The organism is Micromonospora sp. WMMC273, assembly GCF_027460285.1.
GTDB classification, from domain to species: domain Bacteria; phylum Actinomycetota; class Actinomycetes; order Mycobacteriales; family Micromonosporaceae; genus Micromonospora; species Micromonospora aurantiaca.
Map to the genome: position 1 here is coordinate 1980001 of NZ_JAPZBE010000001.1, position 25532 is coordinate 2005532.

The 25532-nt window shown below is 73.5% G+C and carries 17 protein-coding genes and 2 rRNA genes (1 of these 19 running past the window's edge); 16 read left to right on the forward strand and 3 right to left on the reverse strand.

Features of this window, described 5'->3' with window-relative positions:
- Nucleotides 1-3038, forward strand: a 23S ribosomal RNA gene (locus O7611_RS09440) (it extends 71 nt beyond the left edge of the window).
- Between the two features lie 80 nt (nucleotides 3039-3118).
- Nucleotides 3119-3235: ribosomal RNA gene (gene rrf, locus O7611_RS09445) — 5S ribosomal RNA — on the forward strand.
- A 94-nt stretch (nucleotides 3236-3329) separates the two neighbouring features.
- On the opposite strand, the gene O7611_RS09450 is transcribed toward rrf, so the two are convergent.
- A complete protein-coding gene (locus O7611_RS09450; protein WP_269696582.1) occupies nucleotides 3330-4952 on the reverse strand; it encodes a hypothetical protein in 1623 nt (540 codons plus the stop codon).
- Here O7611_RS09450 and O7611_RS09455 point away from each other — a divergent pair.
- Both O7611_RS09455 and O7611_RS09460 read left to right on the forward strand, forming a co-directional pair.
- Nucleotides 4908-5882 carry a tetratricopeptide repeat protein gene (locus O7611_RS09455; RefSeq protein WP_269696583.1) on the forward strand — a complete coding sequence of 325 codons (975 nt, stop codon included), beginning with the start codon at nucleotides 4908-4910 and terminating at the stop codon, nucleotides 5880-5882. The two genes, O7611_RS09450 and O7611_RS09455, sit on opposite strands and share 45 nt — an antisense overlap.
- Complete coding sequence (locus tag O7611_RS09460) at nucleotides 5879-6946, forward strand: HAD-IIA family hydrolase (protein ID WP_194799845.1); 1068 nt, start codon at nucleotides 5879-5881, stop codon at nucleotides 6944-6946. Before O7611_RS09455 ends, O7611_RS09460 begins: the two co-directional genes overlap by 4 nt.
- A 13-nt stretch (nucleotides 6947-6959) precedes the next feature.
- Here the strand turns inward: O7611_RS09460 and O7611_RS09465 are convergent, their stop codons facing one another.
- A complete protein-coding gene (locus O7611_RS09465) occupies nucleotides 6960-7295 on the reverse strand; it encodes an SCP2 sterol-binding domain-containing protein (RefSeq protein ID WP_194799846.1) in 336 nt (111 codons plus the stop codon).
- A gap of 112 nt (nucleotides 7296-7407) precedes the next feature.
- Between O7611_RS09465 and O7611_RS09470 the strand changes: the two genes are divergently transcribed.
- The 5 genes from O7611_RS09470 (at nucleotide 7408) to O7611_RS09490 (ending at nucleotide 14213) form a co-directional block, all read left to right on the forward strand.
- On the forward strand, nucleotides 7408-8040 hold the full coding sequence (locus O7611_RS09470; RefSeq protein ID WP_194799847.1) for a phasin family protein: 633 nt from the start codon (nucleotides 7408-7410) through the stop codon (nucleotides 8038-8040).
- Nucleotides 8037-8264, forward strand: coding sequence for a hypothetical protein (locus O7611_RS09475; protein ID WP_194799848.1), 228 nt, complete (start codon nucleotides 8037-8039; stop codon nucleotides 8262-8264). The genes O7611_RS09470 and O7611_RS09475 overlap by 4 nt, the downstream gene beginning before the upstream one ends.
- A gap of 21 nt (nucleotides 8265-8285) precedes the next feature.
- Nucleotides 8286-9134 carry a TlyA family RNA methyltransferase gene (locus O7611_RS09480; protein WP_194799849.1) on the forward strand — a complete coding sequence of 283 codons (849 nt, stop codon included), beginning with the start codon at nucleotides 8286-8288 and terminating at the stop codon, nucleotides 9132-9134.
- A complete protein-coding gene (locus tag O7611_RS09485; protein ID WP_013285580.1) occupies nucleotides 9131-10015 on the forward strand; it encodes an NAD kinase in 885 nt (294 codons plus the stop codon). Before O7611_RS09480 ends, O7611_RS09485 begins: the two co-directional genes overlap by 4 nt.
- A gap of 469 nt (nucleotides 10016-10484) precedes the next feature.
- Nucleotides 10485-14213, forward strand: a complete 3729-nt coding sequence (locus tag O7611_RS09490; RefSeq protein ID WP_194799850.1) for a S8 family serine peptidase — start codon at nucleotides 10485-10487, stop codon at nucleotides 14211-14213.
- A gap of 46 nt (nucleotides 14214-14259) precedes the next feature.
- Here O7611_RS09490 and O7611_RS09495 read toward each other — a convergent pair whose 3' ends face one another.
- Nucleotides 14260-15234, reverse strand: coding sequence for a helix-turn-helix domain-containing protein (locus O7611_RS09495; protein WP_194799851.1), 975 nt, complete (start codon nucleotides 15232-15234; stop codon nucleotides 14260-14262).
- A gap of 79 nt (nucleotides 15235-15313) precedes the next feature.
- Here O7611_RS09495 and recN point away from each other — a divergent pair, with 79 nt between their 5' ends.
- The 7 genes from recN to O7611_RS09530 all read left to right on the forward strand — a co-directional run bounded on the left by recN (nucleotide 15314) and on the right by O7611_RS09530 (nucleotide 25498).
- Nucleotides 15314-17071 (forward strand): DNA repair protein RecN, encoded by a 1758-nt coding sequence (gene recN / locus O7611_RS09500; RefSeq protein ID WP_194799852.1) that lies wholly within the window; start codon nucleotides 15314-15316, stop codon nucleotides 17069-17071.
- 118 nt (nucleotides 17072-17189) lie between these two features.
- Nucleotides 17190-18368 (forward strand): putative cytokinetic ring protein SteA, encoded by a 1179-nt coding sequence (gene steA / locus O7611_RS09505; RefSeq protein WP_194799853.1) that lies wholly within the window; start codon nucleotides 17190-17192, stop codon nucleotides 18366-18368.
- Nucleotides 18369-18395: 27 nt separating this feature from the next.
- Nucleotides 18396-19337 carry a copper transporter gene (locus O7611_RS09510; protein WP_194799854.1) on the forward strand — a complete coding sequence of 314 codons (942 nt, stop codon included), beginning with the start codon at nucleotides 18396-18398 and terminating at the stop codon, nucleotides 19335-19337.
- Between the two features lie 60 nt (nucleotides 19338-19397).
- Entirely contained in the window at nucleotides 19398-20261 is an 864-nt protein-coding gene (locus O7611_RS09515) for a hypothetical protein (protein ID WP_269696584.1), read from the forward strand.
- Nucleotide 20262: 1 nt separating this feature from the next.
- Complete coding sequence (murJ, locus tag O7611_RS09520) at nucleotides 20263-21960, forward strand: murein biosynthesis integral membrane protein MurJ (protein ID WP_194799856.1); 1698 nt, start codon at nucleotides 20263-20265, stop codon at nucleotides 21958-21960.
- Nucleotides 21957-23090, forward strand: a complete 1134-nt coding sequence (locus tag O7611_RS09525; protein WP_194799857.1) for a glycosyltransferase family 4 protein — start codon at nucleotides 21957-21959, stop codon at nucleotides 23088-23090. The genes murJ and O7611_RS09525 overlap by 4 nt, the downstream gene beginning before the upstream one ends.
- Nucleotides 23090-25498 carry a hypothetical protein gene (locus O7611_RS09530; RefSeq protein ID WP_194799858.1) on the forward strand — a complete coding sequence of 803 codons (2409 nt, stop codon included), beginning with the start codon at nucleotides 23090-23092 and terminating at the stop codon, nucleotides 25496-25498. The genes O7611_RS09525 and O7611_RS09530 overlap by 1 nt, the downstream gene beginning before the upstream one ends.
- The last annotated feature ends 34 nt before the right edge of the window (nucleotides 25499-25532 follow it).

The following is a 25532-nucleotide window of genomic DNA, read 5'->3' on the forward strand; positions in this document are numbered from 1 at the left end:
TAGGCCTGGGGGAGCTGTCAACCAAGCTGTGATCCCAGGGTGTCCGAATGGGGAAACCCGGCATCAGTCATGTGATGTCACCCGCACCTGAACACATAGGGTGTGTGGGGGGAACGCGGGGAAGTGAAACATCTCAGTACCCGTAGGAAGAGAAAACAAATAGTGATTCCGTGAGTAGTGGCGAGCGAAAGCGGATTGAGGCTAAACCGGCGGCGTGTGATACCTGTCAGGGGTTGCGTGGTCGGGGTTGTGGGACCCTGCTCAACAGACTGACATCTGTTGGAGAAGTTACAAAGCTAGTGGCTAGTCGAACAGTCTGGAATGGCTGACCGTAGACGGTGATAGTCCGGTAGGTGAAAGTTGCTGGTCTTCTGTGGGTGTTCCCGAGTAGCGGCGGACTCCTGAAATCTGCCGTGAATCTGCCAGGACCACCTGGTAAGCCTAAATACTTCCTGGTGACCGATAGCGGACGAGTACCGTGAGGGAATGGTGAAAAGTACCCCGGGAGGGGAGTGAAATAGTACCTGAAACCGTTCGCCTACAATCCGTCGGAGCCTTGCGGGGTGACGGCGTGCCTTTTGAAGAATGAGCCTGCGAGTTAGTGGCATGTGGCGAGGTTAACCCGTGTGGGGGAGCCGTAGCGAAAGCGAGTCTGAATAGGGCGTTTTTAGTCGCATGCTCTAGACCCGAAGCGGAGTGATCTAGCCATGGGCAGGCTGAAGCGCGGGTAAGACCGCGTGGAGGGCCGAACCCACCAACGTTGAAAAGTTGGGGGATGACCTGTGGTTAGGGGTGAAAGGCCAATCAAACTCCGTGATAGCTGGTTCTCCCCGAAATGCATTTAGGTGCAGCGTCGCGTGTTTCTTGCCGGAGGTAGAGCACTGGATGGTCTAGGGGGCCCACAAGCTTACCGAAATCAGCCAAACTCCGAATGCCGGTAAGTGAGAGCGCGGCAGTGAGACTGCGGGGGATAAGCTTCGTAGTCGAGAGGGAAACAGCCCAGATCACCAGCTAAGGCCCCTAAGCGTGTGCTAAGTGGAAAAGGATGTGGGGTCGCATAGACAACCAGGAGGTTGGCTTAGAAGCAGCCACCCTTTAAAGAGTGCGTAATAGCTCACTGGTCAAGTGGTTCCGCGCCGACAATGTAGCGGGGCTCAAGCACACCGCCGAAGCTGTGGCATTCACATTTTAACTTCGTGCCTCCTTGATGGGGTATGCAGGTGTGTGGATGGGTAGGGGAGCGTCGTGCCGGGGGTGAAGCAGCGGGGTGACCCAGTTGTGGACGCGGCACGAGTGAGAATGCAGGCATGAGTAGCGAAAGAAGGGTGAGAAACCCTTCCGCCGGATGACCAAGGGTTCCAGGGCCAGGCTAATCCGCCCTGGGTGAGTCGGGACCTAAGGCGAGGCCGAGAGGCGTAGTCGATGGACAACGGGTTGATATTCCCGTACCCGCGAAAGAGCGACCCTGATGAACCTCGTTGTGCTAACCACCCGAACTGCCGGCGGTCTTCGGACCAATGGTGGGGAGCGTGGGAACCTGGCGGGTAGTAGTCAAGCGATGGGGTGACGCAGGAAGGTAGCTGAGCCCGGCCGGTGGTTGTGCCGGGGTAAGCGTGTAGGCCGGTGTGTAGGCAAATCCGCACACCACTAGGGCTGAGACGTGATGCCGAGCCGATTCAGGTGAAGTCAGTGATCCTATGCTGCCGAGAAAAGCCTCTAGCGAGTTCTTAGCGGCCCGTACCCCAAACCGACACAGGTGGTCAGGTAGAGAATACCGAGGCGATCGGGCGAACTGTGGTTAAGGAACTCGGCAAATTGCCCCCGTAACTTAGGGAGAAGGGGGGCCGGAGACGTGAAGCCCCGCGCGGGTGGAGCGTTGTATGGCCGCAGAGAGCAGGGGGAAGCGACTGTTTACTAAAAACACAGGTCCATGCGAAGAAGTAATTCGATGTATATGGACTGACGCCTGCCCGGTGCTGGAACGTTAAGGGGACCTGTTAGCTCTTCGGGGCGAAGCGGAGAACTTAAGCGCCAGTAAACGGCGGTGGTAACTATAACCATCCTAAGGTAGCGAAATTCCTTGTCGGGTAAGTTCCGACCTGCACGAATGGCGTAACGACTTCCCCACTGTCTCAACCACAGGCCCGGCGAAATTGCATTACGAGTAAAGATGCTCGTTACGCGCGGCAGGACGGAAAGACCCCGGGACCTTTACTATAGCTTGACATTGGTATCTGAATTAGCTTGTGTAGGATAGGTGGGAGCCGGTGAAGTCCATACGCCAGTATGGGTGGAGGCAATCTTGAAATACCACTCTGGTTGATTTGGGTATCTAACTTCGGACCGTTATCCGGTTCAGGGACAGTGTCTGGTGGGTAGTTTAACTGGGGCGGTTGCCTCCTAAAGGGTAACGGAGGCGCCCAAAGGTTCCCTCAGCCTGGTTGGCAATCAGGTGTTGAGTGCAAGTGCACAAGGGAGCTTGACTGTGAGACTGACAGGTCGAGCAGGGACGAAAGTCGGGACTAGTGATCCGGCACTGGCATGTGGAAGCGGTGTCGCTCAACGGATAAAAGGTACCCCGGGGATAACAGGCTGATCTTCCCCAAGAGTCCATATCGACGGGATGGTTTGGCACCTCGATGTCGGCTCGTCGCATCCTGGGGCTGTAGCAGGTCCCAAGGGTTGGGCTGTTCGCCCATTAAAGCGGTACGCGAGCTGGGTTTAGAACGTCGTGAGACAGTTCGGTCCCTATCCGCCGTGCGCGTAGGATACTTGAGAAGGGCTGTCCCTAGTACGAGAGGACCGGGACGGACGAACCTCTGGTGTGCCAGTTGTCCCGCCAGGGGCACGGCTGGTTAGCTACGTTCGGAAGGGATAACCGCTGAAAGCATCTAAGCGGGAAGCTCGCTTCAAGATGAGGTATCCCACCCACATTGTGGGGTAAGGCCCCCAGCTAGACGACTGGGTTGATAGGCCGGAAATGTAAGCCCGGTAACGGGTTCAGTTGACCGGTACTAATAGGCCGAGGACTTGACTACCAAGCTGCTACGCGTCCACTGTGCAACTCTGAACAAACGATCACCCACCAGGGTTGGGTTGGTTGACATGTTCATAGAGTTACGGCGGTCATGGCGGAGGGGAAACGCCCGGTCACATTCCGAACCCGGAAGCTAAGCCCTCCAGCGCCGATGGTACTGCACTCGGGAGGGTGTGGGAGAGTAGGACACCGCCGGACAATCTTCCAGTCGAGGGCCGCCCCAGCAGGGGCGGCCCTCGACTGCGTTAGCGTTCTCGGCGGAAACGCCATCAGGAAGGATGTACCTGTGAGCTCAGGACCCCAGGGCGGGGACCGCCCCCGTCGTTACGAGGATCGCGCCGACCGTGGCCAGGGGCGTGGTGACGCCGGCCGCGACGGCCGTCGCGATGACCGTCCCTCGTACCGGGGCGGCCGCGACGACCGCCCGGGCGGCTTCCGTGGTGGCGACCGTGACAGTGGTACCCGTGGCGGTGACCGTCGCGAGGGTGGTTTCCGCGGTGGTGAGCGTCGTGAGGGCGGCTTCCGCGGTGGCGATCGTCGTGAGGGCGGCTTCCGCGGAGGTGACCGTGACGGCGGCTTCCGTGGTGGTGAGCGTCGTGAGGGCGGTTTCCGCGGTGGTGAGCGTCGTGAGGGCGGCTTCGGCGGTGGCGATCGTCGCGAGGGTGGTTTCCGTGGCGGTGACCGCGAGGGTGGCTTCCGGGGTGGAAGCCGTCCGGGCGGCGACCGTCGTGAAGGCGGGTTCCGTGGCGGCGACCGTGACGGTGGTTTCCGTGGTGGTGAGCGTCGTGAGGGTGGCTACCAGGGCGGCGACCGCCGTGAGGGCGGTTTCCGTGGTGGGGATCGTCGTGAAGGCGGCGCCCGCGAGGGTGGTTTCCGCGGCGGTGACCGTCGTGAGGGTGGTTTCCGTGGCGGCGACCGTGAGGGCGGTTTCCGCGGTGGTGAGCGTCGCGAGGGCGGCTTCCGGGGCGGCGACCGTGAGGGCGGTTTCCGGGGCGGTGACCGTCGTGAAGGCGGCGCCCGTGACGGTGGTTTCCGGGGCGGTGACCGTCGCGAGGGCGGTTTCCGCGGTGGCGACCGTCGTGAGGGTGGTTTCCGTGGTGGCGACCGTGAGGGCGGTTTCCGCGGTGGGGATCGTCGTGAGGGCGGCGCCCGCGAGGGTGGCTTCCGTGGTGGCGATCGTCGCGAGGGCGGTTTCCGCGGTGGCGACCGCGACGGTGGCTTCCGGGGCGGTGACCGTCGCGAGGGCGGCTTCCGTGGTGGGGATCGTCGTGAGGGCGGCACCCGTGAGGGAGGCTTCCGGGGCGGTGAGCGTCGTGAGGGCGGTTTCCGTGGCGGCGACCGTGAGGGCGGTTTCCGCGGTGGGGATCGTCGTGAAGGCGGCGCCCGCGAGGGTGGCTTCCGTGGTGGCGATCGTCGCGAGGGTGGCTTCCGGGGCGGTGAGCGTCGTGAGGGCGGTTTCCGTGGCGGCGACCGTGAGGGTGGTTTCCGTGGTGGGGATCGTCGTGAAGGCGGCGCCCGTGAGGGTGGCTTCCGTGGTGGCGATCGTCGCGAGGGCGGCTACCAGGGCGGCGACCGCCGGGAGAGCTACGCCGGCGGCGAGCGCCGCGACGGCGGATTCCGCGGTGGCGACCGCGACCGTGGTTTCCGGCGCGACGACCGACGTGACGACCGAGGGCCGGGTGGCTTCCGGGGCGAGCGGGACGGTGAGCGCCGTGGCTACGGCGACCGGCCGGGCGGCGACGACCGCCGTGGCTCCTACGGTCCGCAGCGGGAGCGCCAGGACGAGCGCGGCGAGGGGCGTACCGGTGAGGCGCCGGAGCTGCCCGACGACGTGGTCGCGAGTGACCTCGACTCGGCCGTCCGGGCGGAGTTGCTCTCCCTCGCCAAGCCGGTCGCGGAGACGGTCGCCCGGCACCTGGTCGCTACCGGTCTGCTGATCGACGAGGACCCGGCGCAGGCGCTGGCGCACGCCATGTCGGCCCGCCGGCTCGCGTCGCGGATCGCCGCCGTGCGGGAGGCCGTCGGGCTGGCCGCGTACCACGCGGGTGAGTGGCAGACCGCCATCGCCGAGCTGCGGACGTACCACCGGATGACCGGCCTGCAGAGCCACCTGGCCGTGCTGGCCGACTGCGAGCGGGCGCTGGGCCGGCCGGAGCGGGCCATCGACCTGTTCCGCGGCGCGGACCGGGACAAGCTCGACCAGGCCGTCGCGATCGAGCTGCTGATCGTGGCCGCCGGGGCGCGCGGTGACCTCGGGCAGAAGGACGCCGCGGTGGCGATGCTTCAGGTCCGCGAGCTGACCGGCGACTCGACCGAGCCGTGGGCGGCGCGGCTGCGCTACGCGTACGCGGACGCCCTGCTGGCGGTCGACCGGCGCGAGGAGGCACGGGAGTGGTTCTCCCGGGCCGCCGACGTCGACTCCGAGGGGGAGACGGACGCCGCGGAGCGGCTGCTGGAGCTGGACGGCGTGGTCATCGAGGGCGACGACGAGCCGGAGGACGACGCGGACACGTCCGAGGCGTCGGCCGACGACGACGATGACGACGATGACGACGACGACGATGACGATGACGACGATGACGACGACGACGATGACGATGACGACGACCGGGACGACGACGCTCGGCTGAGCGACGACGGCGGTGACGCGGCTCGGGCCGGCTACCGGGACCGGGACGCCGGCGACCTGGCCGACGACGAGCTGACCGACACCGAGGCCGGCTCGCTCGCCGCCGACACCCCGGCCGCCGCCGACACGACCGAGGAGCCGGCCGTCGGCACCCCGGCCGACGAGGTCACCCAGTCGCGGGCGGCCGGCGAGGGCGAGGCGGCGGACCGCCGATGACCGGCTACGCCGGTGACACCGCCTCCGGCGCGGATCGGGGAGAACCCGACCGCGCCGGGGCGGGGCGGCTCGTCGACGCGTACTCGCTCGTCGTCTTCGACCTGGACGGCGTCATCTACCTGATCGACCGGCCCATCCCCGGCGCGGTCGAGGCGGTCGGCCGGCTGCACGCCGAGGGGCGCGCGGTCGCGTACGCGACGAACAACGCCTCCCGCCGCTCCAGCGAGGTGGCCGACCTGCTCACCGGCATGGGCGTCGCGGCTGAGCCGGCGGAGGTGCTCACCTCCGCGGCGGCCACCGCCGAACTGCTCCGCGACCGGCTGCCCGAGGGCGCGCCGGTGCTCGTGGTCGGCGCGGAGGCACTGCGCGCCGAGCTGCGCGCGGTGGGCCTGCGGCCGGTCGCCACCGCCGACGAGGAGCCCGCCGCGGTGGCGCAGGGCTACGGCCCGCAGGTCGGCTGGTCCGACCTGGCCGAGGCGTCCCTGGCGGTACGGGCGGGCGCGCCCTGGTACGCCACCAACACCGACCGCACGCTGCCCAGCCCGCGCGGCCCGCTGCCGGGTAACGGCTCGCTCGTCGCGGTGCTGCGGACCGCGCTCGGCCGTGACCCCGACGTGGTGGTGGGCAAGCCGGAGCCGGCGCTGTTCACCACCGCCGCGCGGCGGGCCGGAACCGGGCGCACGCTCGTCGTGGGCGACCGGCTGGACACCGACATCGAAGGCGCCCGCCGGGCCGGGCTGGACAGCCTGCTGGTGCTCACCGGGGTCAGCGACGCCGCCGAGCTGCTGGCCGCACCAGAGGAGCGCCGCCCCGCGTACGTCTCGTTCGACCTGGCGGGCCTGTTCGACCCGGCCGCCGTGGTGGCGGTGCCGGCCCGGGCCGCAGACGGCGGCTGGTCGGTGACGAAGGCCGGCGCGGACCTCCTGCTCGACGGCGCGGGACCGCCACTGGAGGCCCTCGCGGCGCTCTGCGCGGTGGCCTGGTCGACGGGGGCCGGGCCGCGCGTGCGGGCGCAGTCCCCGGCGGCGGAGGAGGCCCTCGCCGCGTTCGGTCTCGACGACTGAGGCGCCGGGCCGCTCAGAGCAGCTTGCGGAGCTTCATCAGGTCGAACGGGTTCGCCTTGATCGACACCCGGCGGGAGGCCACCGCTGCCATGACGTCGAGCCGGCCGTGCACCAGCGCGACGAGGTCGTCGCTGCCGGTGCTCAGCGCGATCTTCGCCTTCGGGTCGTCGCCGTCGGCCAGGTCGACCAGCCGGCCGCCCTCCAGCCGCCCGTGGAACGCGGTCCCGAGGTCGGTGATCCGGCAGGCCAGCGTGCGGTCGAGGTCGATGCGTCCCTGCGCCTCGGCGTTGCGGTCCAGCCGCGCGGCCAGGTCCTGCAACGCCTGCCGGCACTCGTCCACGCTGGCCACATCGTCTCCTCACCACGAACCACGCCGTTTCCCGGCACCGTACCGCAATGGGGCGTCCGGGGTGCCCGGTAGCGTGGCACCTGCACACCTCGCCCCGCGGAAGGACTCAGGCATGCAGGACGCGTGGCGCGCCTACCTCGAGCTGGCCATGGGCCTGACGGAGGCGCCCCGGAAGAAGGCACAGGACGCGGTCATGCGCGTCGTCGGCCAGGGCGGTGCGACCGCCGCCCAGATCCAGACGCTCGCCGAGGAACTGGTTGCCACCGGCCTGGCGAACCGGGAGTCGCTGACCAAGCTGGTCCGCTTCGAGGTGGACCGGGCACTGGGCGCGGTCGGCCTGGCCACCGCCGACGAGGTCGCCGAGCTGACCCGCCGGGTGCACGACCTGGAGCGGCAGCTGCGCGAGGCGCGCGGCCACCTCGGCCCGGCCGACACTCCGCCCGCCGCCGCACCGGCCGGGACAGCCGCCGCACCGCCCGGCGCGACCGCACCGAAGACCGAGCCGTCCGAGCCGGCGCCGTCCGGGGCCGGGCAGCCGAAGACCGCGTCGCCCGCCGCCGAGAGCCCGGCCAAGGCCCCGGCGACGACGCCCGCAAAGGCCCCCGCGACGACACCGACGAAGGCGGTGGCGAAGAAGACGGTGGCCAAGAAGGCGATCGCGAAGAAGCCGCCGGCCACGGTCTCCCGTACCCCGGAAGCCGCACCGGCGAAGAAGGCCACCGGGCGCCGGGCGGCCGGCTCGTGACCGCGCCCCGGCCCGGTCCGCCGCCGGGTCCGCGGCCCGGACCACCCCCGGGGGTACGCCCGGCGCCGGTCGAGGAGGTCGGCGAGGCGAGCCACCCGGCGGTCGACGCAGCGGTGCTCGGCATGGCCAACGCCGAGGCGCTCGCCCCGGCCGACCAGATCGCCCAGTACGAGGCGGCGTACGAGACGCTGCGCGAGACCCTCGCCACCATCGACCAGGCCTGAGCAGAGGCGGAGACACACCTGATGGCTCGTCGTACCCGGCTGGACGCCGAACTGGTCCGGCGCGGGCTGGCCCGCTCCCGGGAACAGGCCGCCGCGCTGGTGGAGGCCGGTCGCGTCCAGCTGCGCGGAGTGCGGGCGCGCAAGCCCGCGGCGATGGTCGACCCGGCCGATCCGCTGCTGGTCACCGGCGAGGATCCGGCCGACGAGTACGTCTCCCGGGGCGGCCACAAGCTGGCCGGCGCGCTCGCCGCGTTCGCCCCCGGCGGGCTGACCGTCACCGGCCGGCGCTGCCTGGACGCGGGCGCGTCGACTGGCGGTTTCACCGACGTGCTGCTGCGCGCCGGCGCCGCCGAGGTGGTCGCCGTGGACGTCGGCTACGGGCAGCTCGCCTGGTCGCTGCGTACCGACGAGCGGGTGCGGGTGTTCGAGCGCACCAACGTGCGTACCCTCACGCCGGAGGCGATCGGCGGCCCGGTCGACCTGACGGTGGCCGACCTGTCGTTTATCTCGCTGCGGCTGGTGCTGCCGGCGCTTGCGGCGTGCACCGGCCCCGGCGGTGACCTGGCGCTGATGGTCAAGCCGCAGTTCGAGGTCGGCAAGGAGCGCGTCGGCGCCGGCGGTGTGGTCCGCGATCCGGCGCTGCGCGCCGAGGCGGTGCTGGACGTGGCCGCGGCGGCCGCCGGGCTCGGCCTCGGCCTGGCCGACGTGGCGGCCAGCCCGCTGCCCGGGCCGAGCGGCAACGTCGAGTTCTTCGTATGGTTGCGCGGGGACGCGCCCGCCGCGGACCCGGAGCGGGTCCGCGCGGTGGTGGCCGCCGGTCCGCAGGGCGCCGCCGCGACGGCGGCCACGACCGAGGAGGTGTCCGGGTGAGCCGTACCGCGCTGCTGGTCACGCACACCGGCCGTCGACGCAGCACCGAGCACGCCCGGGCGGTGGCCGCCGACCTGATCGCCGCCGGGTTCGAGGTGCGGGTGGTGGCCGAGGAGGCCGACGACCTGGACCTGCCGGGTGTGGTGCCGGTGACCGGCCCGGAGGCCGCCGAGGGCGCCGAGATCGTGTTCGCGCTCGGCGGGGACGGCACGTTCCTGCGCGCCGCCGAGCTGGCCCGCCCGGCCAAGGTGCCGTTGCTCGGCATCAACCTGGGCAAGGTCGGCTTCCTCGCCGAGGCGGAGATCGACGACCTGGACACCGCCGTGCGGGACGTGGTCGACCGCAACTACACGGTGGACGAACGGCTCACCCTCGACGTCACCGCCGAGTTCGAGGGCGGCCCGACCATCGAGTCGTGGGCGCTCAACGAGATCAGCGTGGAGAAGGGCGAACGCGCCCAGATGCTGGAGCTGCTCGTCGACGTGGACGGCCGGCCGCTGTCCCGGTACGGCTGCGACGGCGTGATCTGCGCGACCCCGACCGGCTCGACGGCGTACGCGTTCTCCGGCGGCGGGCCGGTGGTCTGGCCCGAGGTGGAGGCGCTGCTGCTGGTGCCGATCAGCGCCCACGCGTTGTTCAGCCGCCCGCTGGTGACCGCGCCGACGTCGACGTTCGTCATCACCGTCGACCCGTTCACCACACTGGCCGTGCTGTGCTGCGACGGGCGGCGCGTCTACGACCTGCCGCCCGGTGCCCGGGTGACGGTGCGCCGGGGCACGCTGCCGGTGCGCATCGTGCGACTGCGGGCCCGACCGTTCACCGACCGGCTGGTGGCCAAGTTCGACCTTCCCGTCCAGGGCTGGCGGGGCAACCGTCGCTGACCAGCGGCTCAGCGGAAATCTCCGTTCGGCCCACCGGTCCCGGCCCCCGCGCGCGTTACGGTGGGCGTACGGGCCGCGAAGAGGTGAGTCCGGGCGCGGCGGTGAGGCCCGCCGCTTCCCGGATGCGGCCCGGCGTCGCGGGGCTCGGCCAGGGGGTGGTCGGGGCCGCGACGGTCGGGACGCCGGAGCGTCGTAGCCGGCCGCGGCGGGCGGACCGGCACGCCGTGTCCGGTCGGGTGTCGACCCCGGCCGGGCCGACAGGTCGCAGGGCCGCCGCCGGAGGAAGCGGCGGCACGCGAGCTGGGCGACGCGGTCTCCGGCGTCCCGGCCTCCACTCCGTCGTGCGCGTGTCCACCTGGCGACATGTCGCCGGTGCGGCGGCCCGTACCCGGTGACCCGGCGGCGGACGCCGTCGCAGACTCCGATCGCCGGGCCTCACGAGGTCGGCCTCGGAGTAGAGGAGCGTCACATGCACCGGTTCCCCCGCTGGCTCGCCGCCGGCGCGGCCGGGGCGTTGGTGGTCGGGCTCGCCGTACCGGCGTCCGCCGTACCGCCCGCCCGGCCCGCCGGCCCGCCCCCGGGCACATCCGCCCCGGGCGCGCCGCCCGCCCGCGTCACGCTGATCACCGGCGACCAGGTCGAGCTGGTCCAGGCCGCGCCGGGCCGGATCGCCGCCACCGTCCACCCCGGGCCGGGCCGCGACCGGATCGTCTTCCAGACCACGCAGGCCGACGGCGGGCTGCGGGTGCTCCCCGCCGACGTCGTGCCGTACGTGTCGGCGGGCGTGCTCGACCCGGACCTGTTCGACGTGCAGGAACTGGCCGAGCAGGGCTACGGCGACGCGGGCCGCACGGCGCTGCCGCTGATCGTGCGCTACCGGGAACCGGCCGCCGGGCGGGTGCGCCCCCTCGCCGTCGCCGCCGAGTCCCGTCCGCTGTCCAGCATCAACGGCGCCGCGCTGCGCGTCGACAAGGACGACCTGGGCGCGCTGTGGACGTCCCTGCGGGAGACGCCGCAGGCCCGCGCCACGGGCGCCGGACCGGTCCGGCTCGGCGCCGGCGTGGAACGCGTCTGGCTCGACGGGCGGGCCCGGGTGGCGCTGGAGCACAGCGTCCCGCAGATCGGCGCGCCCACCGCGTGGGCGGCCGGACGCGACGGCGCCGGGGTGCGGGTCGCGGTGCTCGACACCGGCGTCGACGCCGAGCATCCCGACCTGGCCGGCCGGATCGCCGAGGCGCGTGACTTCACCGGCGGCGGCAGCGCCCGGGACGGCCACGGCCACGGCACCCACGTGGCGGCCACCGTCGCCGGCAGCGGCGCGGGCTCCGCGGGGCTGCGCAAGGGCGTCGCGCCGGGCGCGCGGCTGCTGGTCGGCAAGGTGCTCGACGACTCCGGCTCCGGCTACGACTCCGGCATCATCGCCGGGATGGAGTGGGCCGCGCGCTCCGGCGCGAAGGTGGTCAGCATGAGCCTCGGCGGCGCGCCCACCGACGGCACCGACCCGATGAGCCAGGCCGTGAACGACCTGACCGCCGAAACCGGCGCGCTGTTCGTGATCGCCGCCGGCAACGACGGTGAGCCGCGCAGCGTCGGCTCGCCCGGCGCGGCCACCGCCGCGCTCACCGTCGGCGCGGTCGACCGCGACGACGTGCTCGCCGACTTCTCCAGCCGCGGCCCGCGCCTGGGCGACAACGGCCTGAAGCCGGAGATCACCGCGCCGGGCGTCGGCATCGTCGCGGCCCGCGCCGCCGGCACCTCGATGGGTACGCCTGTGGACGACGCCTACACCCGCGCCTCGGGCACCTCGATGGCCACGCCGCACGTCGCGGGCGCGGCGGCCGTCCTGGCGCAGGAGCATCCCGGATGGACCGCTGCGCAGCTCAAGGACGCGCTGGTCAGCACCACCCGGCCGAGCGCCGGCGCGACGGTGTTCGAGCAGGGCGCCGGGCGGGTCGACGTGGCCCGCGCGCTGCGCCAGCGGGTGTACGGCACTGCCACCGCCGACTTCGGCCGGCTGACCACGGGCGGGCCGGCCGCGACCCGGACGGTGCGCTACGTCAACGGCACCGCCGCCGCGCAGACGCTGCGGCTGGCGCTGGAGCTGCGCAACCTGGACAGCGGCGCGGCCGAGACCGACGGCCTGACGCTCGACGCCGCCACGGTGACCGTGCCGGCCGGCGGCGGCGTGGACGTGCCGCTGCGCGCCGACCCGGCCCGGCTGGACCGGGGTCCGCACGGCGGCTGGCTGGTGGCCACCGGCGCGGACGGTGTGACGGTGCGTACCGCGGTCGGGCTCACGCTCAGCGGCCCGCAGCACACCGTGACGCTGCGCGCGCTGGACCCGGCCGGGCGGCCCGGATCGTCGCCGGTGGTGACGCTGTTCGGTGAGCACCCGGAGTCGGACGCGATGGGCTGGCTCGGCGGCGGCGACGAGTGGCAGGTCCAGGTGGAGGAGGGCCCGTACCTGCTGCACGCGCTGATCGAGCACGGCGCGCCGCTGGACGAGCAGCTCACCCTGGTCACCGACCCGGAACTGACAGTGGACCGGGACCTCACTGTGGTGCTCGACCCGCGGCGCGGCACGCCGGTACGGATCGAGACGCCGAAACCGTCCGAGCAGCGGGCCGTGCTGAGCTTCTACCAGCACCGGGTATTCGGCAACGGCCGGCAGGTCGACCACGGCGTGATGACGTTCAGCACCGTGCAGCAGCTCAACGTCACCCCGACCCGGCAGGTACGCCACGGCGAGTTCGAGTTCTCCTCGCGCTGGCAGCTGGTCGCGCCGATGGTCGACATCGACGTCAGTGGCGTGTCCGGCGCGCCGGACGTCAACCTGATGGGCCAGTCGCCGGCCCCGGCCGGGCGGCAGCGGCTGCGTCTGGTCGCCTCCGGCACCGGCGCAGCAGGTGAGCTGGCCGGGGTGCGGGGTGCGGCGGCGCTGCTCACCGCGTCCGTCGACCGGTCCGAGGAGGAGCAGGTGGCCGCCGCGGCGGCGGCCGGTGCGAAGGCGGTGCTGATCGTGCGGCCGGCGGACCAGAGCGCGTGGACGGTGTGGCGCCCGACCGGGGAGCGGCTCCCGGCACCGGCGCTGGCGGTGGCGTACGACGACGGGCAGCGGCTGCTCGCGGCGGCGCGTACCGGCCGGGCCCGCATCGACCTGACGCTCACCGTGGACAGCCCTTACCTCTACGACGTGTTCCAGGTGTCGAAGGGCCGGGTGCCGGAGCGGATCCTCCACCGGGTCACCGCCGCCAACACGGCCGAGGTGACCGGGCGCTACGGCGACACCGGCGGCCTGGACTGGGCCACCGAGCAGCGGTTCGGGTGGCGGCCCTGGCAGGAGTTCTCCTGGAACGACGACCAGCGGATGGTGCGTACCGGGACGACCCGGCGGGAGTACGTCAGCTCCGGTGACTCGTGGTGGCAGCACCGGGTGCTGCACCGGCTGATGTTCTCCAGCATGGGGACGCTGACCGGCGGCCTGTCCGACCGGCCCCGGCGCTACGCGGCCACCGACCGGACCACCGAGTCGTGGCACGCGCCGCTGGTGCGCCCCGCCGTGCCGGCCGGTGCGGCCGCGCCGAGCCGGACCGCTGACACGCTCGACCTGCGAGTGGCCGAGTTCGTCGACGCCGACGGTCACGCCGGCGTGGACAACCGGTCGGAGGAGCAGGACACGGTGACCCGCCGGGTCAGCCGGGACGGCCGGCCGATCGCCGACCTGTCCGCCGGCTGGGCGCCGGTGCCGGCCACCGCCGGTCCGGCCCGCTACCGCCTCGACGTGACCACGGCGCGGTCGTCGGCGGAATGGCGGTGGGCGACCCGTACCGAGACGGCGTGGGAGTTCACCTCGGCCCGCCCGTCCGGTGACGCGGCCCGGCCGCTGCCGCTGCTCCAGGTCGACTACCGCGTGCCGGCCGACCTGCGCGGCGAGGTGCCCGGCAGGCGGAAGCACACGGTCGGGCTGACGCTGCGCCACCCGGCCGGGCTGCCCGCGCCGGCCGGCACGGCGGTACGCGCCGAGGTGTCGTTCGACGGCGGGCGCACCTGGCGCACGGCGCCGGTACGCGGCTCCGGCACCCGCTTCACCGCCGAGGTGCCGGCCGGGCGCGGCACGGTGTCGCTGCGCGTCTCGGCGCGGGACCGGTCCGGCAGCACCGTGACGCAGACCGTGATCGACGCGTACGGGCTGCGGTGAGACGCCGGGGCGGGGCGGTCCTGGGGCCGTCCCGCCCCGGCCCCGGTCAGATCCACCCGCGCCGTGCGGCCTGGAACGCCAGCCCGGGCCGGGTGTCCACACCGGCGGCGGCCATCAGGTCGGCCAGCCGCCGCTGCACGGTACGCCGGCTCACCCCGAGCTGTGACGCGATCGACTTGTCCGGCACCCCGGCGACGAACAGGGACAGCAGCCGCGCCTCGTCGCCGTCGGGCTGGTAGCCGGTGGCCGCCCGGTCGGCGGGCGTGCCGAGCGGCGTCGCCATCAGCCAGTGGCTCTCGAACAGCGCCAGCAGCGCGTCCAGCAGCTGGCTGCGGCCGATCACCGCGGCTGTCGGCTCCCCGCCGTCACGGTCGGGCACCAGCGGGCAGACCGCGGTACGACCGTCCACCACGGCCAGTCGCACCGGCAGCCGGTCCAGCACCCGGGCCTGCTCCCCGGCGTGTACGCCCCGCTCCACGTCGGCGAGCGCGCCCGGCTCCAGCAGCATCGCCCGTTCGTAGATGGCCCGGTACCGCACCCCACGGGCCAGCGCGTCGAACTCCTCGACGTTCTCCGGGCCGGGCATCGCCAGCGGGTTCGCCCGGCAGAACCAGAGCACCTCCTCGCGCGCGCCGTTCTGCAGCTCGCGCAGCCGTTCCCGTAGTGCCCGCGCGCCGGTGACCACCTCGACCAGGTGCGCGGCGTCGTGGCGGCGCATCCCGGCCCGGTAGTCCTCGGCGAGCCGGCTGACGGCGGCACGGGCCTCCTCCAGCGCCGACTGGCGGCGCAGCAGCGCCTCGCCGAGCGGCACGTCCGGCGCGAGCGGCCGCAGCGGCGCGTCCGGTTCCGGGCCGGTCGGCAGCACGAGACCCTTGTCCCGCAAGGCGTCCAGCCGGGCGACGACCTCCGCGCGGGGTCGTCCCAGCCGCTGCGCGAGCTCACCGGCCCGGGCCGTGTTCGCCCGTACCAGGCTGCGGTAGAGCTCCTCCTCGTCCGGGGTCAGGCCGATCTCCTCCAGCACGGGGCTGAACTGTACGGGTGCCCGCGGCCCGCCCTGCCGGCTGGTCAACTGTCACACGGCGGGGCTACTGTCGGGTGCTGTGCTGGAAGAGCTGCGCATCACCGGACTGGGCGTCATCGAGGACACCACGCTGCCGCTGGCCGCGGGGATGAACGTCATCACCGGCGAGACCGGCGCCGGCAAGACCATGGTGGTGACCGGCCTCGGCCTGCTCTTCGGCGGCCGTGCCGACGCCGGCCGGGTGCGCGCCCAGCCGGGCCGCGCGGCGGTGGAGGGCCGGCTTCGCCTGAGCGGACGGGTGGCCGAGGCGGTGCACGCCCGGATCCTCGACGCCGGCGGCGAGCCCGACGAGGACGGCTCGCTGCTGCTCAGCCGCACCGTGACCATCGAGGGCCGCTCCCGGGCCCACCTGGGCGGGCGCGCGATGCCGGTGTCCACGCTCGGCGAGGTCGGCGAGCAGGTGCTCGCAGTGCACGGCCAGTCCGACCAGCTGCGGCTGCTGCGCCCGGCCGAGCAGCGCGCCTCGCTCGACCGGTTCGCCGGGCCGGAGCACGAGAAGCTGCTCGACGCGCTGCGCGAGACGTACGCCCGGTGGCGCACCGTCGTCGACGACCTGGCCGACCGGCGGCGCAACGCCCGCGAGCGCAACCAGGAGGCCGACCTGCTGCGTCTGGGCCTGGACGAGATCACCCGGGTCGACCCGCAGCCGGGCGAGGACGACGAGCTGAAGGCCGAGGCGCAGCGGCTGGAGCACGCCGAGGGGTTGCGTACCGCCGCGCAGGTGGCGCAGCAGTGCGTGGCCGGCGGCGTCGAGGCGACCGACGAGACGCCGGACGCGACGGTGTTGCTCGGCACCGCGCGGCGCACGCTGGAGGCGCAGGCCGGCACCGACCCGGCGCTGGGTGAGCTGGCGGCCCGGCTGGAGGAGGCGGCCACGCTCGTCACCGACGTGGCCGCCGAGCTGTCGGCCTACCTGGCCGCGCTGGACGCCGACCCGGCCCGTCTGCAGACCGTGTACGAGCGGCGGGCCGCGCTGCGCGCGCTCACCCGCAAGTACGCCGACGACGTCGACGGGGTGGTGGCGTGGGCCGAGCGGGCCCGCACCCGGCTGTCCGATCTGGACACCTCCGACGAGCTGCTGGACGAGCTGGACCGCGAGGCGACCCGGCTCGCCGGTGAGGTGGCCGACCTGGCTGGCCGGGTGTCGGCGTCCCGGCGGGAGGCGGCGGTCCGCTTCGCCGAGGAGGTGACTGCCGAGCTGGCCGGGCTGGCGATGCCGCACGCCCGCATCGAGGTGGCGGTGCTGCCGCGCCCGGCGGGCCGGTCCGAGCCGAGCCTGCCGGTGAACGGCGTCGAGACCGGCGTCGGCGCGGACGGTGCCGACGAGGTGGAGTTGCGGCTGCTGGCGCACCCGGGCGCGCCGGCACTGCCGTTGCAGAAGGGCGCGTCCGGCGGTGAACTGTCCCGGGTGATGCTCGCCATCGAGGTGGTCTTCGCCGGTTCCGGCGGCCCGCCCACGCTGGTGTTCGACGAGGTCGACGCCGGTGTCGGCGGTCAGGCCGCGGTGGAGATCGGCCGCCGGCTGGCCCGGCTGGCCCGCAGTCACCAGGTGCTCGTGGTCACGCACCTGCCGCAGGTCGCCGCGTTCGCCGACCGGCACCTGGTGGTGGCCAAGGACACCGGGGGAGCGGTGACCACGAGCGGGGTTCGCGTGGTGGAGGACACCGAGCGCGCCCGGGAACTGGCCCGGATGCTCGCCGGTTTGCCGGACTCGGATCTGGGTATCGCCCATGCCGAGGAGCTCCTGGCCGTGGCGGCCAAGGAAAGGCGTCCGTGATACCCCGATTGTGAGCGCAAGCACACCGGCGCGGGTTCCGGTGTGCTTCCCTGGGTAGGCGGCCCTGCTCAGGCATGTCGCGACAGCAAAACCTGCCTCACATGCCAGGATGGTCACGATGCGTCTACCCACACTGCGCCGGAGCCGGAACCCGGAGCCGGGCTCCATCGTCGGCACCGCGCGCCTCGACCGGCGGACGAAACGGCTGGTCGGGCGGCTGCGACCCGGCGACATCGCGGTCATCGACCACGTCGACCTGGACCGGGTGGCGGCCGACTCGCTCGTCGCGGTGGGTGTGGCGGCGGTCCTGAACGCCAAGCCGTCGGTCTCCGGCCGCTATCCCAACCTCGGCCCGGAGGTGCTGATCTCGGCCGGCATCCCGCTGCTGGACGACCTCGGCGAGAGCGTCTTCGAGCAGGTCCGCGAGGGCGACCGGGTCCGCATCGAGGGCAACACCGTCTTCGTCGGCGACGAGCCGGTCGCGCACGGCTCGCTGCAGGACGCCGAAACGGTCGCCAAGGCGATGGCCGACGCCCGCGAGGGCCTGTCGGTGCAGTTGGAGGCGTTCGCCGCCAACACGATGGACTACCTGCGCCAGGAACGCGACCTGCTGCTCGACGGCGTCGGTGTACCGGAGATCCAGACCCGGATCCAGGGCCGGCACTGCCTGATCGTGGTCCGCGGCTACGACTACAAGGCCGACCTGGACGTGCTGCGCCCGTACATCCGGGAGTTCAAGCCGGTGCTGATCGGCGTGGACGGCGGCGCCGACGCGCTGGTCGAGGCCGGCTACACGCCGGACATGATCATCGGGGACATGGACTCGGTCACCGACGACGTGCTGCGCTGCGGCGCCGAGGTGATCGTGCACGCCTACCCGGACGGGCGCGCGCCGGGCCTGGCCCGGGTCAACGGGCTCGGCGTACCGGCGATCACCTTCCCGGCGGCGGCCACCAGCGAGGACCTGGCCATGCTGCTGGCCGACGAGAAGGGCGCCTCGCTGCTGGTGGCTGTCGGCACGCACGCCACCCTGGTGGAGTTCCTCGACAAGGGGCGCGGCGGCATGGCGTCGACGTTCCTGACCCGGCTGAAGGTCGGTGGCAAGCTGGTCGACGCCAAGGGCGTCAGCCGGCTCTACCGGCAGAGCATCTCCGGGTCGTCGCTGCTGCTGCTGGTCCTGTCGGCGGTGGCCGCGATGGCCTCCGCGGTGGCGGTCTCCACCGTCGGGAAGGCGTATCTGGGCGTGGTCTCCGAATGGTGGGACAATTTCGTGTTCCAGCTCGGCCAGCTCTTCTAGCTCCCCGACGATCAAGAGGCTGCAAGCGTGATCAACTTTCGCTACCACGTGGTGTCCCTGACCGCGGTGTTCCTGGCACTGGCGATCGGCCTGGTGGTCGGCACAGCCGCCCTCAACGGGCCGGTCGCCGACTCGCTCCGGGAGAACGTCAACGGCCTGCGCAAGGACAACTCGCTGATGCGCCAGTCGGTCAACAGCATGCAGAAGCAGCTGGAGACCGAGGAGGAATTCGCGGCCGAGATGGCCCAGCTCGTCCTGCCCGGCAAGTTGACCGGCCGCCGGGTGCTGGTGCTCACCCTGCCCAGCGGCCGCGACCAGGCCGAGGGCGTGGTGAAGATGCTCCAGACCGCCGGCGCCGACGTCACCGGCCGCATCGACGTGCAGGACAAGTTCGTCAACCCGGACAGCAACAACAACCTGCTGGAACTGGCGGTCACCGCGGCCCGGCCGAACAGCGCCCCCACCGGCAACCTGCCCGGCAACGGGCACGGCGTGGAGACCTCCAGCGCCCTGCTTGCAAACGTCCTGGTGGACCGCCCGGCGGGAAGCCCGGCGGTCAGCGAGGCCGACCGGCGCGCCGTGCTGGAGCAGTACGCCACCGCCGGCTACCTCACCCCGGCGGACAAGATCTCCGCCGCCGCCGAGGCGGTGGTGATGGTGACCGGCCAGCCGTACGTGGACAAGGACTCGGCGAAGAAGGACGAGTCGGTGGTGAAGATCGCCGAGCAGTTCGACCGGGCCGGCGCGCTCGTGGTCGCCGGCATGGGCTCCACCGGCGGCAACCTCGTCTCCGTCGTGCGCGGCGACCCGGTGCTGTCGCAGACCATCTCCACCGTCGACAACGCCAACACCGTGCAGGGCCAGCTGGGCACCAGCCTCGCCCTGGCGCAGCAGCTCACCGAGAAGAAGACCGGCCAGTACGGCGTGGGCGACAACGCCACCTCCCGGGTGCCTACACTGCCCCGGTGACCGCCGCGGGCCGCCCGGTCCGTGCCGCGTCGCGTTCGAAGTCCGGATCGAGGAGGTCCCGTGAGACTGGGTCGGCTGCTCGCAGTGGGCGCGGGCGCGCTGGCCGCCCGCTACGTGCTGCGCCAGACGCGCACGTCGCCCGGCGGGCCGGCGCTGGAGCGCACCAACTACCGGGGCCGCACCGTGACCCTGGCCGCCGGTCCGGCCCTGGCCGTCGGCGCGGCCACCGGGGCCGCGCTCGGCGCCGGTAGTGCCCCGGCCGGCGCCGCCGCACTCGTCGCCGGGCTCGGCGCGGGCGCTGTCGGCCTCTACGACGACGTGGTCGGCGCGCGCCCCGAACAGAAGGCCGCCAAGGGGTTCGCCGGGCATCTCGCCGCGCTGCGCGAGGGTCAGGTCACCGCCGGGATGGTCAAGGTCGCCGGGGTGGGCGTGGCCGGGCTGGGCGCCGCCGCGCTGCTCGCCGCCGACCGGCGGGTCGCCGCGCATCCGCGCCGCCGGCAGGCGGGGGCGTTCGGCCGAGGGCTCGACGTGCTGCTCGGCGCCGGCGTGGTGGCCGGCACCGCGAACCTGGTCAACCTGCTCGACCTGCGACCCGGCCGGGCGCTGAAGTCCGGCATGCTGCTCGGCGCGCCGCTGACCACCGGCCCGTACGGCGGCGTCGCGGCGGGCGCGGTGGGAGCGTCGGCCGCGCTGGTCGGCGACGACCTCGGTGAGCGGGTGATGGTGGGCGACAGCGGCGCCAACGCGCTCGGCGCGCTGCTCGGCGTGAGCCTGGCCGCGCGTACCGGGCCGCTGGGCCGGGCCGGTGTGCTGGCCGTGCTCGCCGCGCTCACCGCCGCCAGCGAGAAGGTCAGCTTCACCCAGGTCATCGCGTCCACGCCGGGGCTGCGGCACCTCGACGAGCTGGGCCGGCTCCCGGACTGACGTGACGAAACCGGCTCCTCTCGCCGCCGCCGGCCGGGTCGCCGGGGCGGCGGCCCTCATCGCCGTCCTCACCGTCCTCAGCCGGCTCGCCGGCTTCGGCCGCACCGCCGTGTTCACCTGGATGCTGGGCCCCACCGACCTCGGCGGCGCCTATCTGGTGGCGAACTACGTCCCGAACTTCATCTTCGAGATCGTCGCCGGTGGGGCGCTCGCCAGCCTGGTCGTACCGCTGCTCGCAGGCGCCGTCGAGGCCGGTGACCGGCGCGCGGTGGCCGCTACGACCGGCGCGCTGCTGACCTGGACGCTGAGCCTGCTGGTGCCGCTGGCGGTGCTGCTGGCGGTGTTCGCCGACCCGCTGCCGGGGCTGATCGGAAACGGTCTCAGCGAGGCCCAGCAGGCGTCCGGCGCGCGGATGCTGCGGGTGTTCGCGCCGCAGTTGCCGCTGTACGGCGTGGGGATCGTGCTGACCGGTGTGCTCCAGGCGCACCGGCGCTTCGCCTGGCCGGTGATCGCGCCGCTGCTGTCCAGCGTCACGGTCATCGCCGTCTACCTGGGCTTCACCGTCGCCGAGGGGCGGCTGGCCACGATCGGTGAGGCCGGGCGCGGCGGTGAGCTGCTGCTGTCCGCCGGGACCACGCTCGGCGTGGTGGTGCTCTCGCTGTCGCTGCTGATCCCGGTGCGTCGCCTGCGGCTGCGGATCCGGCCGGGCTACCGCTTCCCGGCCGACGCCCGCGCCCGGGTCGGCGGTCTGGTGGTCGCCGGTGCGGTCACAGTTGCCGCCCAGCAGATCGCCCTGGTGGTCGCGCTCAACCAGGTCACCTACGGCCGCACCGCCGACGTCAGCGTCTACAACCTCGCCCAGACCGTCTACTTCCTGCCCTGGGCGGTGCTGGCGGTGCCGCTCGCGGTGGCCGCGTACCCGACGCTCGTCGCGGCCCGGGCCACCGGCGACGAGCGCGCCTACCGGGAGACGCTGGCCCCGGCGGCACGCGGCGTCGTGCTGCTCAGCCTGCTCGGCGCCGCCGCTCTCGTCGGCACCGCCGTCCCGGTCGGGCACTTCTTCTTCTCCGATCCCCTCGACGCGCGCACCGCGGCGGCCGGGATCGCCGGGTTCGCGCCCGGCCTGGTCGGCTACGGCCTGTTCGCGGTCCTCACCCGTGCGCTGTACGCCCGCGGCGAGACCCGCGCGGCCACCGTCGCCACCGCGCTCGGCTGGCTCAGCGTGCCCGCGCTCGCCGTGGTGTCCGCCCAGGTGGCGCCGCTGGCCGACCGGGTGCTCGCGGTGACGCTGGCGACGTCGGCCGGCATGCTGCTGCTCGGCGCGCTGCTGATCGCCGCGGTCCGGCGGGCGGCCGGCGGCGAGGCGCTCGCCGGGATCGGCCGGGCCGGCGCCGCCGGGCTGCTCGCCGCAGTGGTCGCCGGAGCGGGCGGGGCGGGCGTCGCGGCGGGACTCGCCGGGCTCGGTGACGGCACCCCGACGACACCGTGGGCCCTCGCGCAGGGCATGCTGTCCGGGGTCGTGGTCGGTGTCCTGTTCCTCGCCGTCGCCTGGCTGACCGACGCCCGCGACCTGCGGCCGCTGCTCGCGACCGTGACCCGTCGGCTGCGCCGGCGACCCCCGGCCGGCGGGGACGACGGCCCGCCGGCGCAGCAGCACCCCGGCGAGCGGGGTGACGGAAGGGAGACCGTTTCCTCATGACGGACGCCTCGCCGGCACCGCGCTGGCCCGGGTCGGTGGCCCTGGTGCTCGCCTCCAGCACCGGCGGGGTCGGGCAGCACGTGCGCTCGATCACCCGAGGGCTCACCGAGGCCGGCGCGTCCGTGCTGGTCTGCGGCCCGGCCGCCACCGAGGAACAGTTCGACTTCACCGGCGCCGGGGCCCGGTTCACGCCGGTGGAGATCCCGGCCAGCCCCACGCCGGGCGACGCGCGCGCGGTCACCGCGCTGCGCCGGGCGCTCGCTGACACACCTGTCGACGTGGTGCACGCGCACGGGCTGCGCGCCGGCCTGGTCGCCGCGCTCGCCCGTCCCGCCGCGCCGCTGGTGGTCACCTGGCACAACGCGGTCCTCGCCGGTGGCCTGCGCGGCGCGGTGTCCCGGCTGGTCGAGCGGGTCGTGGCCCGGTCCGTGCGGGTCGCCCTGGGCGCCTCCGCCGACCTGGTCGACCGTGCCGCCGCGCTCGGTGCCGCCGACGCTCGTCTCGCTCCGGTCGCCGCGCCGGCGCTGCCCGCGCCGCGCCGCCGCCGCACCGCGGTACGCGCCGAGTTCGGCGTCGCCGCCGACCGCCCGCTGATCCTGTCGGTGGGCCGGCTGCACCCGCAGAAGCGGTACGACGTGCTGATCGACGCCGCCGCCCGCTGGCGGACCCGTACCCCCGCACCGCTCGTGGTGATCGCCGGCAGCGGTCCGGCGTATCTGCCGCTGGCCGCCCGGATCTCGGCCGCCCGCGCGCCGGTGACGCTGCTCGGGCACCGTAACGACGTGGCGGACCTGCTGGGCGGCGCCGACCTGGCGGTGGTGACGAGCGACTGGGAGGCCCGCCAGTTGTTCGCGCAGGAGGCGCTGCGGGCCGGCGTACCGCTGGTCGCGACCGCCGTCGGCGGTCTGCCGGACCTGGTCGGCGACGCGGCCGTGCTGGTGCCGGCCGGCGACGTGGACGCCGTCGACGCGGCGGTGCGCGACCTGCTCGACGACCCGGCACGCCGGGCCGACCTGGGCCGGCGCGCCCTGGCCCGGGCGGCGACCTGGCCCACCGAGGCGGACACCGTGGCCGCGCTCGCCGGCCTCTACGCCGAGCTGACTCCGCAGCTGTCCACCGGGAACCGCTGATGCTGCGCAGACTGACCCCGGTGCTGCTGACCCTGGTCGTGGTGGTGCTTGGTATCACCGCGCTGTCCGCCCGCCCGGACGACGGCGCGACCCGGCCGAACGCCGACTACGTGGTGCTCGTCGGCGCGGCGGGCCTGCGGTGGGACGACGTCGACCCGGAGAACACGCCGACGCTGTGGCGGATGGCCGAGCAGGGTGCGATCGGATCGCTCTCGGTGCGCTCCGCGCACCGCCCCACCTGCCCGGTCGACGGCTGGCTCACGCTCGGCGCGGGGAACTTCGCCGCCTGGCCCGGCGCCCGCCCGAGCGGCGGCTGCCCGGCCACCGCCGTCACTGTCGAACGGCCCGACGGCATCGGCGCGAACCTGCCCGACCAGGCCAGCGCGGTCGTACACAACCAGGAGCAGCTCTCCTGGGGCGCCACACCCGGCGCGCTGGCCGAGTCGGTGCGCTGCTCGGTTGCGGTCGGGCCGGGCGCCGCGGTGGCCGCCGCCCGCCCGTTCGGCCGGGTCGACAGGTACGCGCCCACGCTCCCGGAGGACCCGGCGGAACTGCTCGGCTCCTGCGTGCTGAGCATCGTCGACGTCGGCACCGTCGACGACGACGACCCGGAGGTACGGGCCGCGCAGGCGCGGCAGGCCGACGCCCGGCTGGCCCGGGTGCTCGCCGCCCGGCCGCCGCGCTCGCTGGTGCTCGTCGCCGGCGTGTCCGACACCGACTCCCCGGCGCGGCTGCACGTCGCTGTCGCCGACGGCCCCGGCTGGGAGGGCGGCTGGCTGACCTCGCCCAGCACCGCCCGGTCCGGCTATCTGCAACTGATCGACCTGGCCCCGACCGTGCTCGCCGTGCTCGACAAGCCGATGCCGGAACGGGCGTTCCTCGGCCGGCCCGCGGTGACTGTCGACGACCGGCCGGACGACCTGCGGGCCGCGATCGAGGCGCCGGCCGACGCGGACCGGGAGGCCGCCGCCCAGCGCCGCGTCGCCGGCTGGTTCTTCACGCTGCTGGCCGCCGCGCAGCTCGCCCTCGCCGTGGCGGTGCTACCGGTGCTGCGCCGGGCCCGCCGGCTCGCCGGCCCGCACGGGCCGGAACCGGTGTCCCCGCGGATCGTCGCCGTGGTGGAACTGATGCTGATCGCCGCCGCGCTCGCCGTGCCCGCGGCGCTGCTCGCCGACGCCGTGCCCTGGTGGCGTGGCGACCACGCCGGCCTCTGGTACGCCTCGGTGACCGCGCTGCTCATCGTCGGCGGCACCGCGGCGGTCCGGTTCACTCCCGGGCACGAGCGCACTCTCGGCCCGCTCGGGGCGGTGGCCGGGCTGGCCACGCTCGTCGTCGGCGTGGACGTGCTCACCGGCTCCCGGTTGCAGCTCAACGGCGTGGTCGGCTACTCGGCGCTGGAGGGCGGCCGGTACGCCGGACTCGGCACCGTCGGGCTGGGCGTGTTCATCGCCGGGGCGCTGCTGTGCGGCGGCTGGCTCGCCCAGCGGTTCCGCAAGGGCTGGCGGCCGATCGTGATGGTGACTGTCGGCGGGCTCGCAGTGGTGATAGTGGGCAGCCCGTACCTGGGCGCCGACTCGATCGGCGCGATCGCGCTCACCGCCGGCGTCAGCGTCGCGGCCGCGATCTGCAGCGGCGGCTGGCTCACCGTGAGCCGGCTGGCCTGGGCCACCATGGCCGCGCTGGCGGTCACCGTCGGATTCGCCCTGGTCGACCTGGGCCGTCCGGCGGACGAGCGGGGCAGCCTGGGCCGGTTCCTGGCCGCTGTGGGCGACGGCACCGGCGGCCTCACCGTGCACCGGTCCAGCAGCTCCAACATCCAGACGCTGGTGAACAGCCCGCTCACCGTGCTGGCCCTGGCCGGGGCGGCGCTGGTCTGGCTCGCGCTGCTCCAGCCGTGGGGCGGGCTGATGCGGCTGTTCGGCATCTACCCGGCGATCCGGGCGGCGATGGCCGGTACCGGCGTGGCGGTCGGGCTGGGCGGACTCCTCGGCGGGTCGGCGCTGGACGTGGCCGGCGCGGCGGCGGCTCTCGTGGTGCCTATGGCGGCCCTGGCGGCGCTACGGGTGCTCGACCATTCCACCGACCGTACGGTGCCCGACAGCGGCCGTGGCGGCGGCGAGACGGGCGCGGTCCCACCGGGCGGCCCGGACAAGTCCTCCCGGGGCGGCGCCGCTGCCGACGGTCCGACGGACGGTGGTCCACCGGCCGGTGACGGTCCGGGTGGTGGCCGGTCGGCGGGTGACGGCCCAGTCGGTGACGGTGCGGGCGATCCGGGGGAGGCCGGGGAGCAGGCCGCACCGGGCCGGCAGGGCCCGGCCGACAGGGAAGCGCCGAACGGGCCGCCCACCGCCGGGGCGCGGGTCCCCGCCCAGCCGAACCCGGCGTCCGCGGAGATCCCCGCCGGCTGACCCGGCAGGTGCTCGCCCCGGCCTGCCCTCGCCA

Coding starts and splice junctions, on each gene's coding strand:
- O7611_RS09460 (WP_194799845.1), top strand. CDS start 5,879: ATGACCGGCTACGCCGGTGACACCGCCTCCGGCGCGGATCGGGGAGAA.
- O7611_RS09470 (WP_194799847.1), top strand. CDS start 7,408: ATGCAGGACGCGTGGCGCGCCTACCTCGAGCTGGCCATGGGCCTGACG.
- O7611_RS09480 (WP_194799849.1), top strand. CDS start 8,286: ATGGCTCGTCGTACCCGGCTGGACGCCGAACTGGTCCGGCGCGGGCTG.
- O7611_RS09490 (WP_194799850.1), top strand. CDS start 10,485: ATGCACCGGTTCCCCCGCTGGCTCGCCGCCGGCGCGGCCGGGGCGTTG.
- steA (WP_194799853.1), top strand. CDS start 17,190: ATGCGTCTACCCACACTGCGCCGGAGCCGGAACCCGGAGCCGGGCTCC.
- O7611_RS09525 (WP_194799857.1), top strand. CDS start 21,957: ATGACGGACGCCTCGCCGGCACCGCGCTGGCCCGGGTCGGTGGCCCTG.
- O7611_RS09530 (WP_194799858.1), top strand. CDS start 23,090: ATGCTGCGCAGACTGACCCCGGTGCTGCTGACCCTGGTCGTGGTGGTG.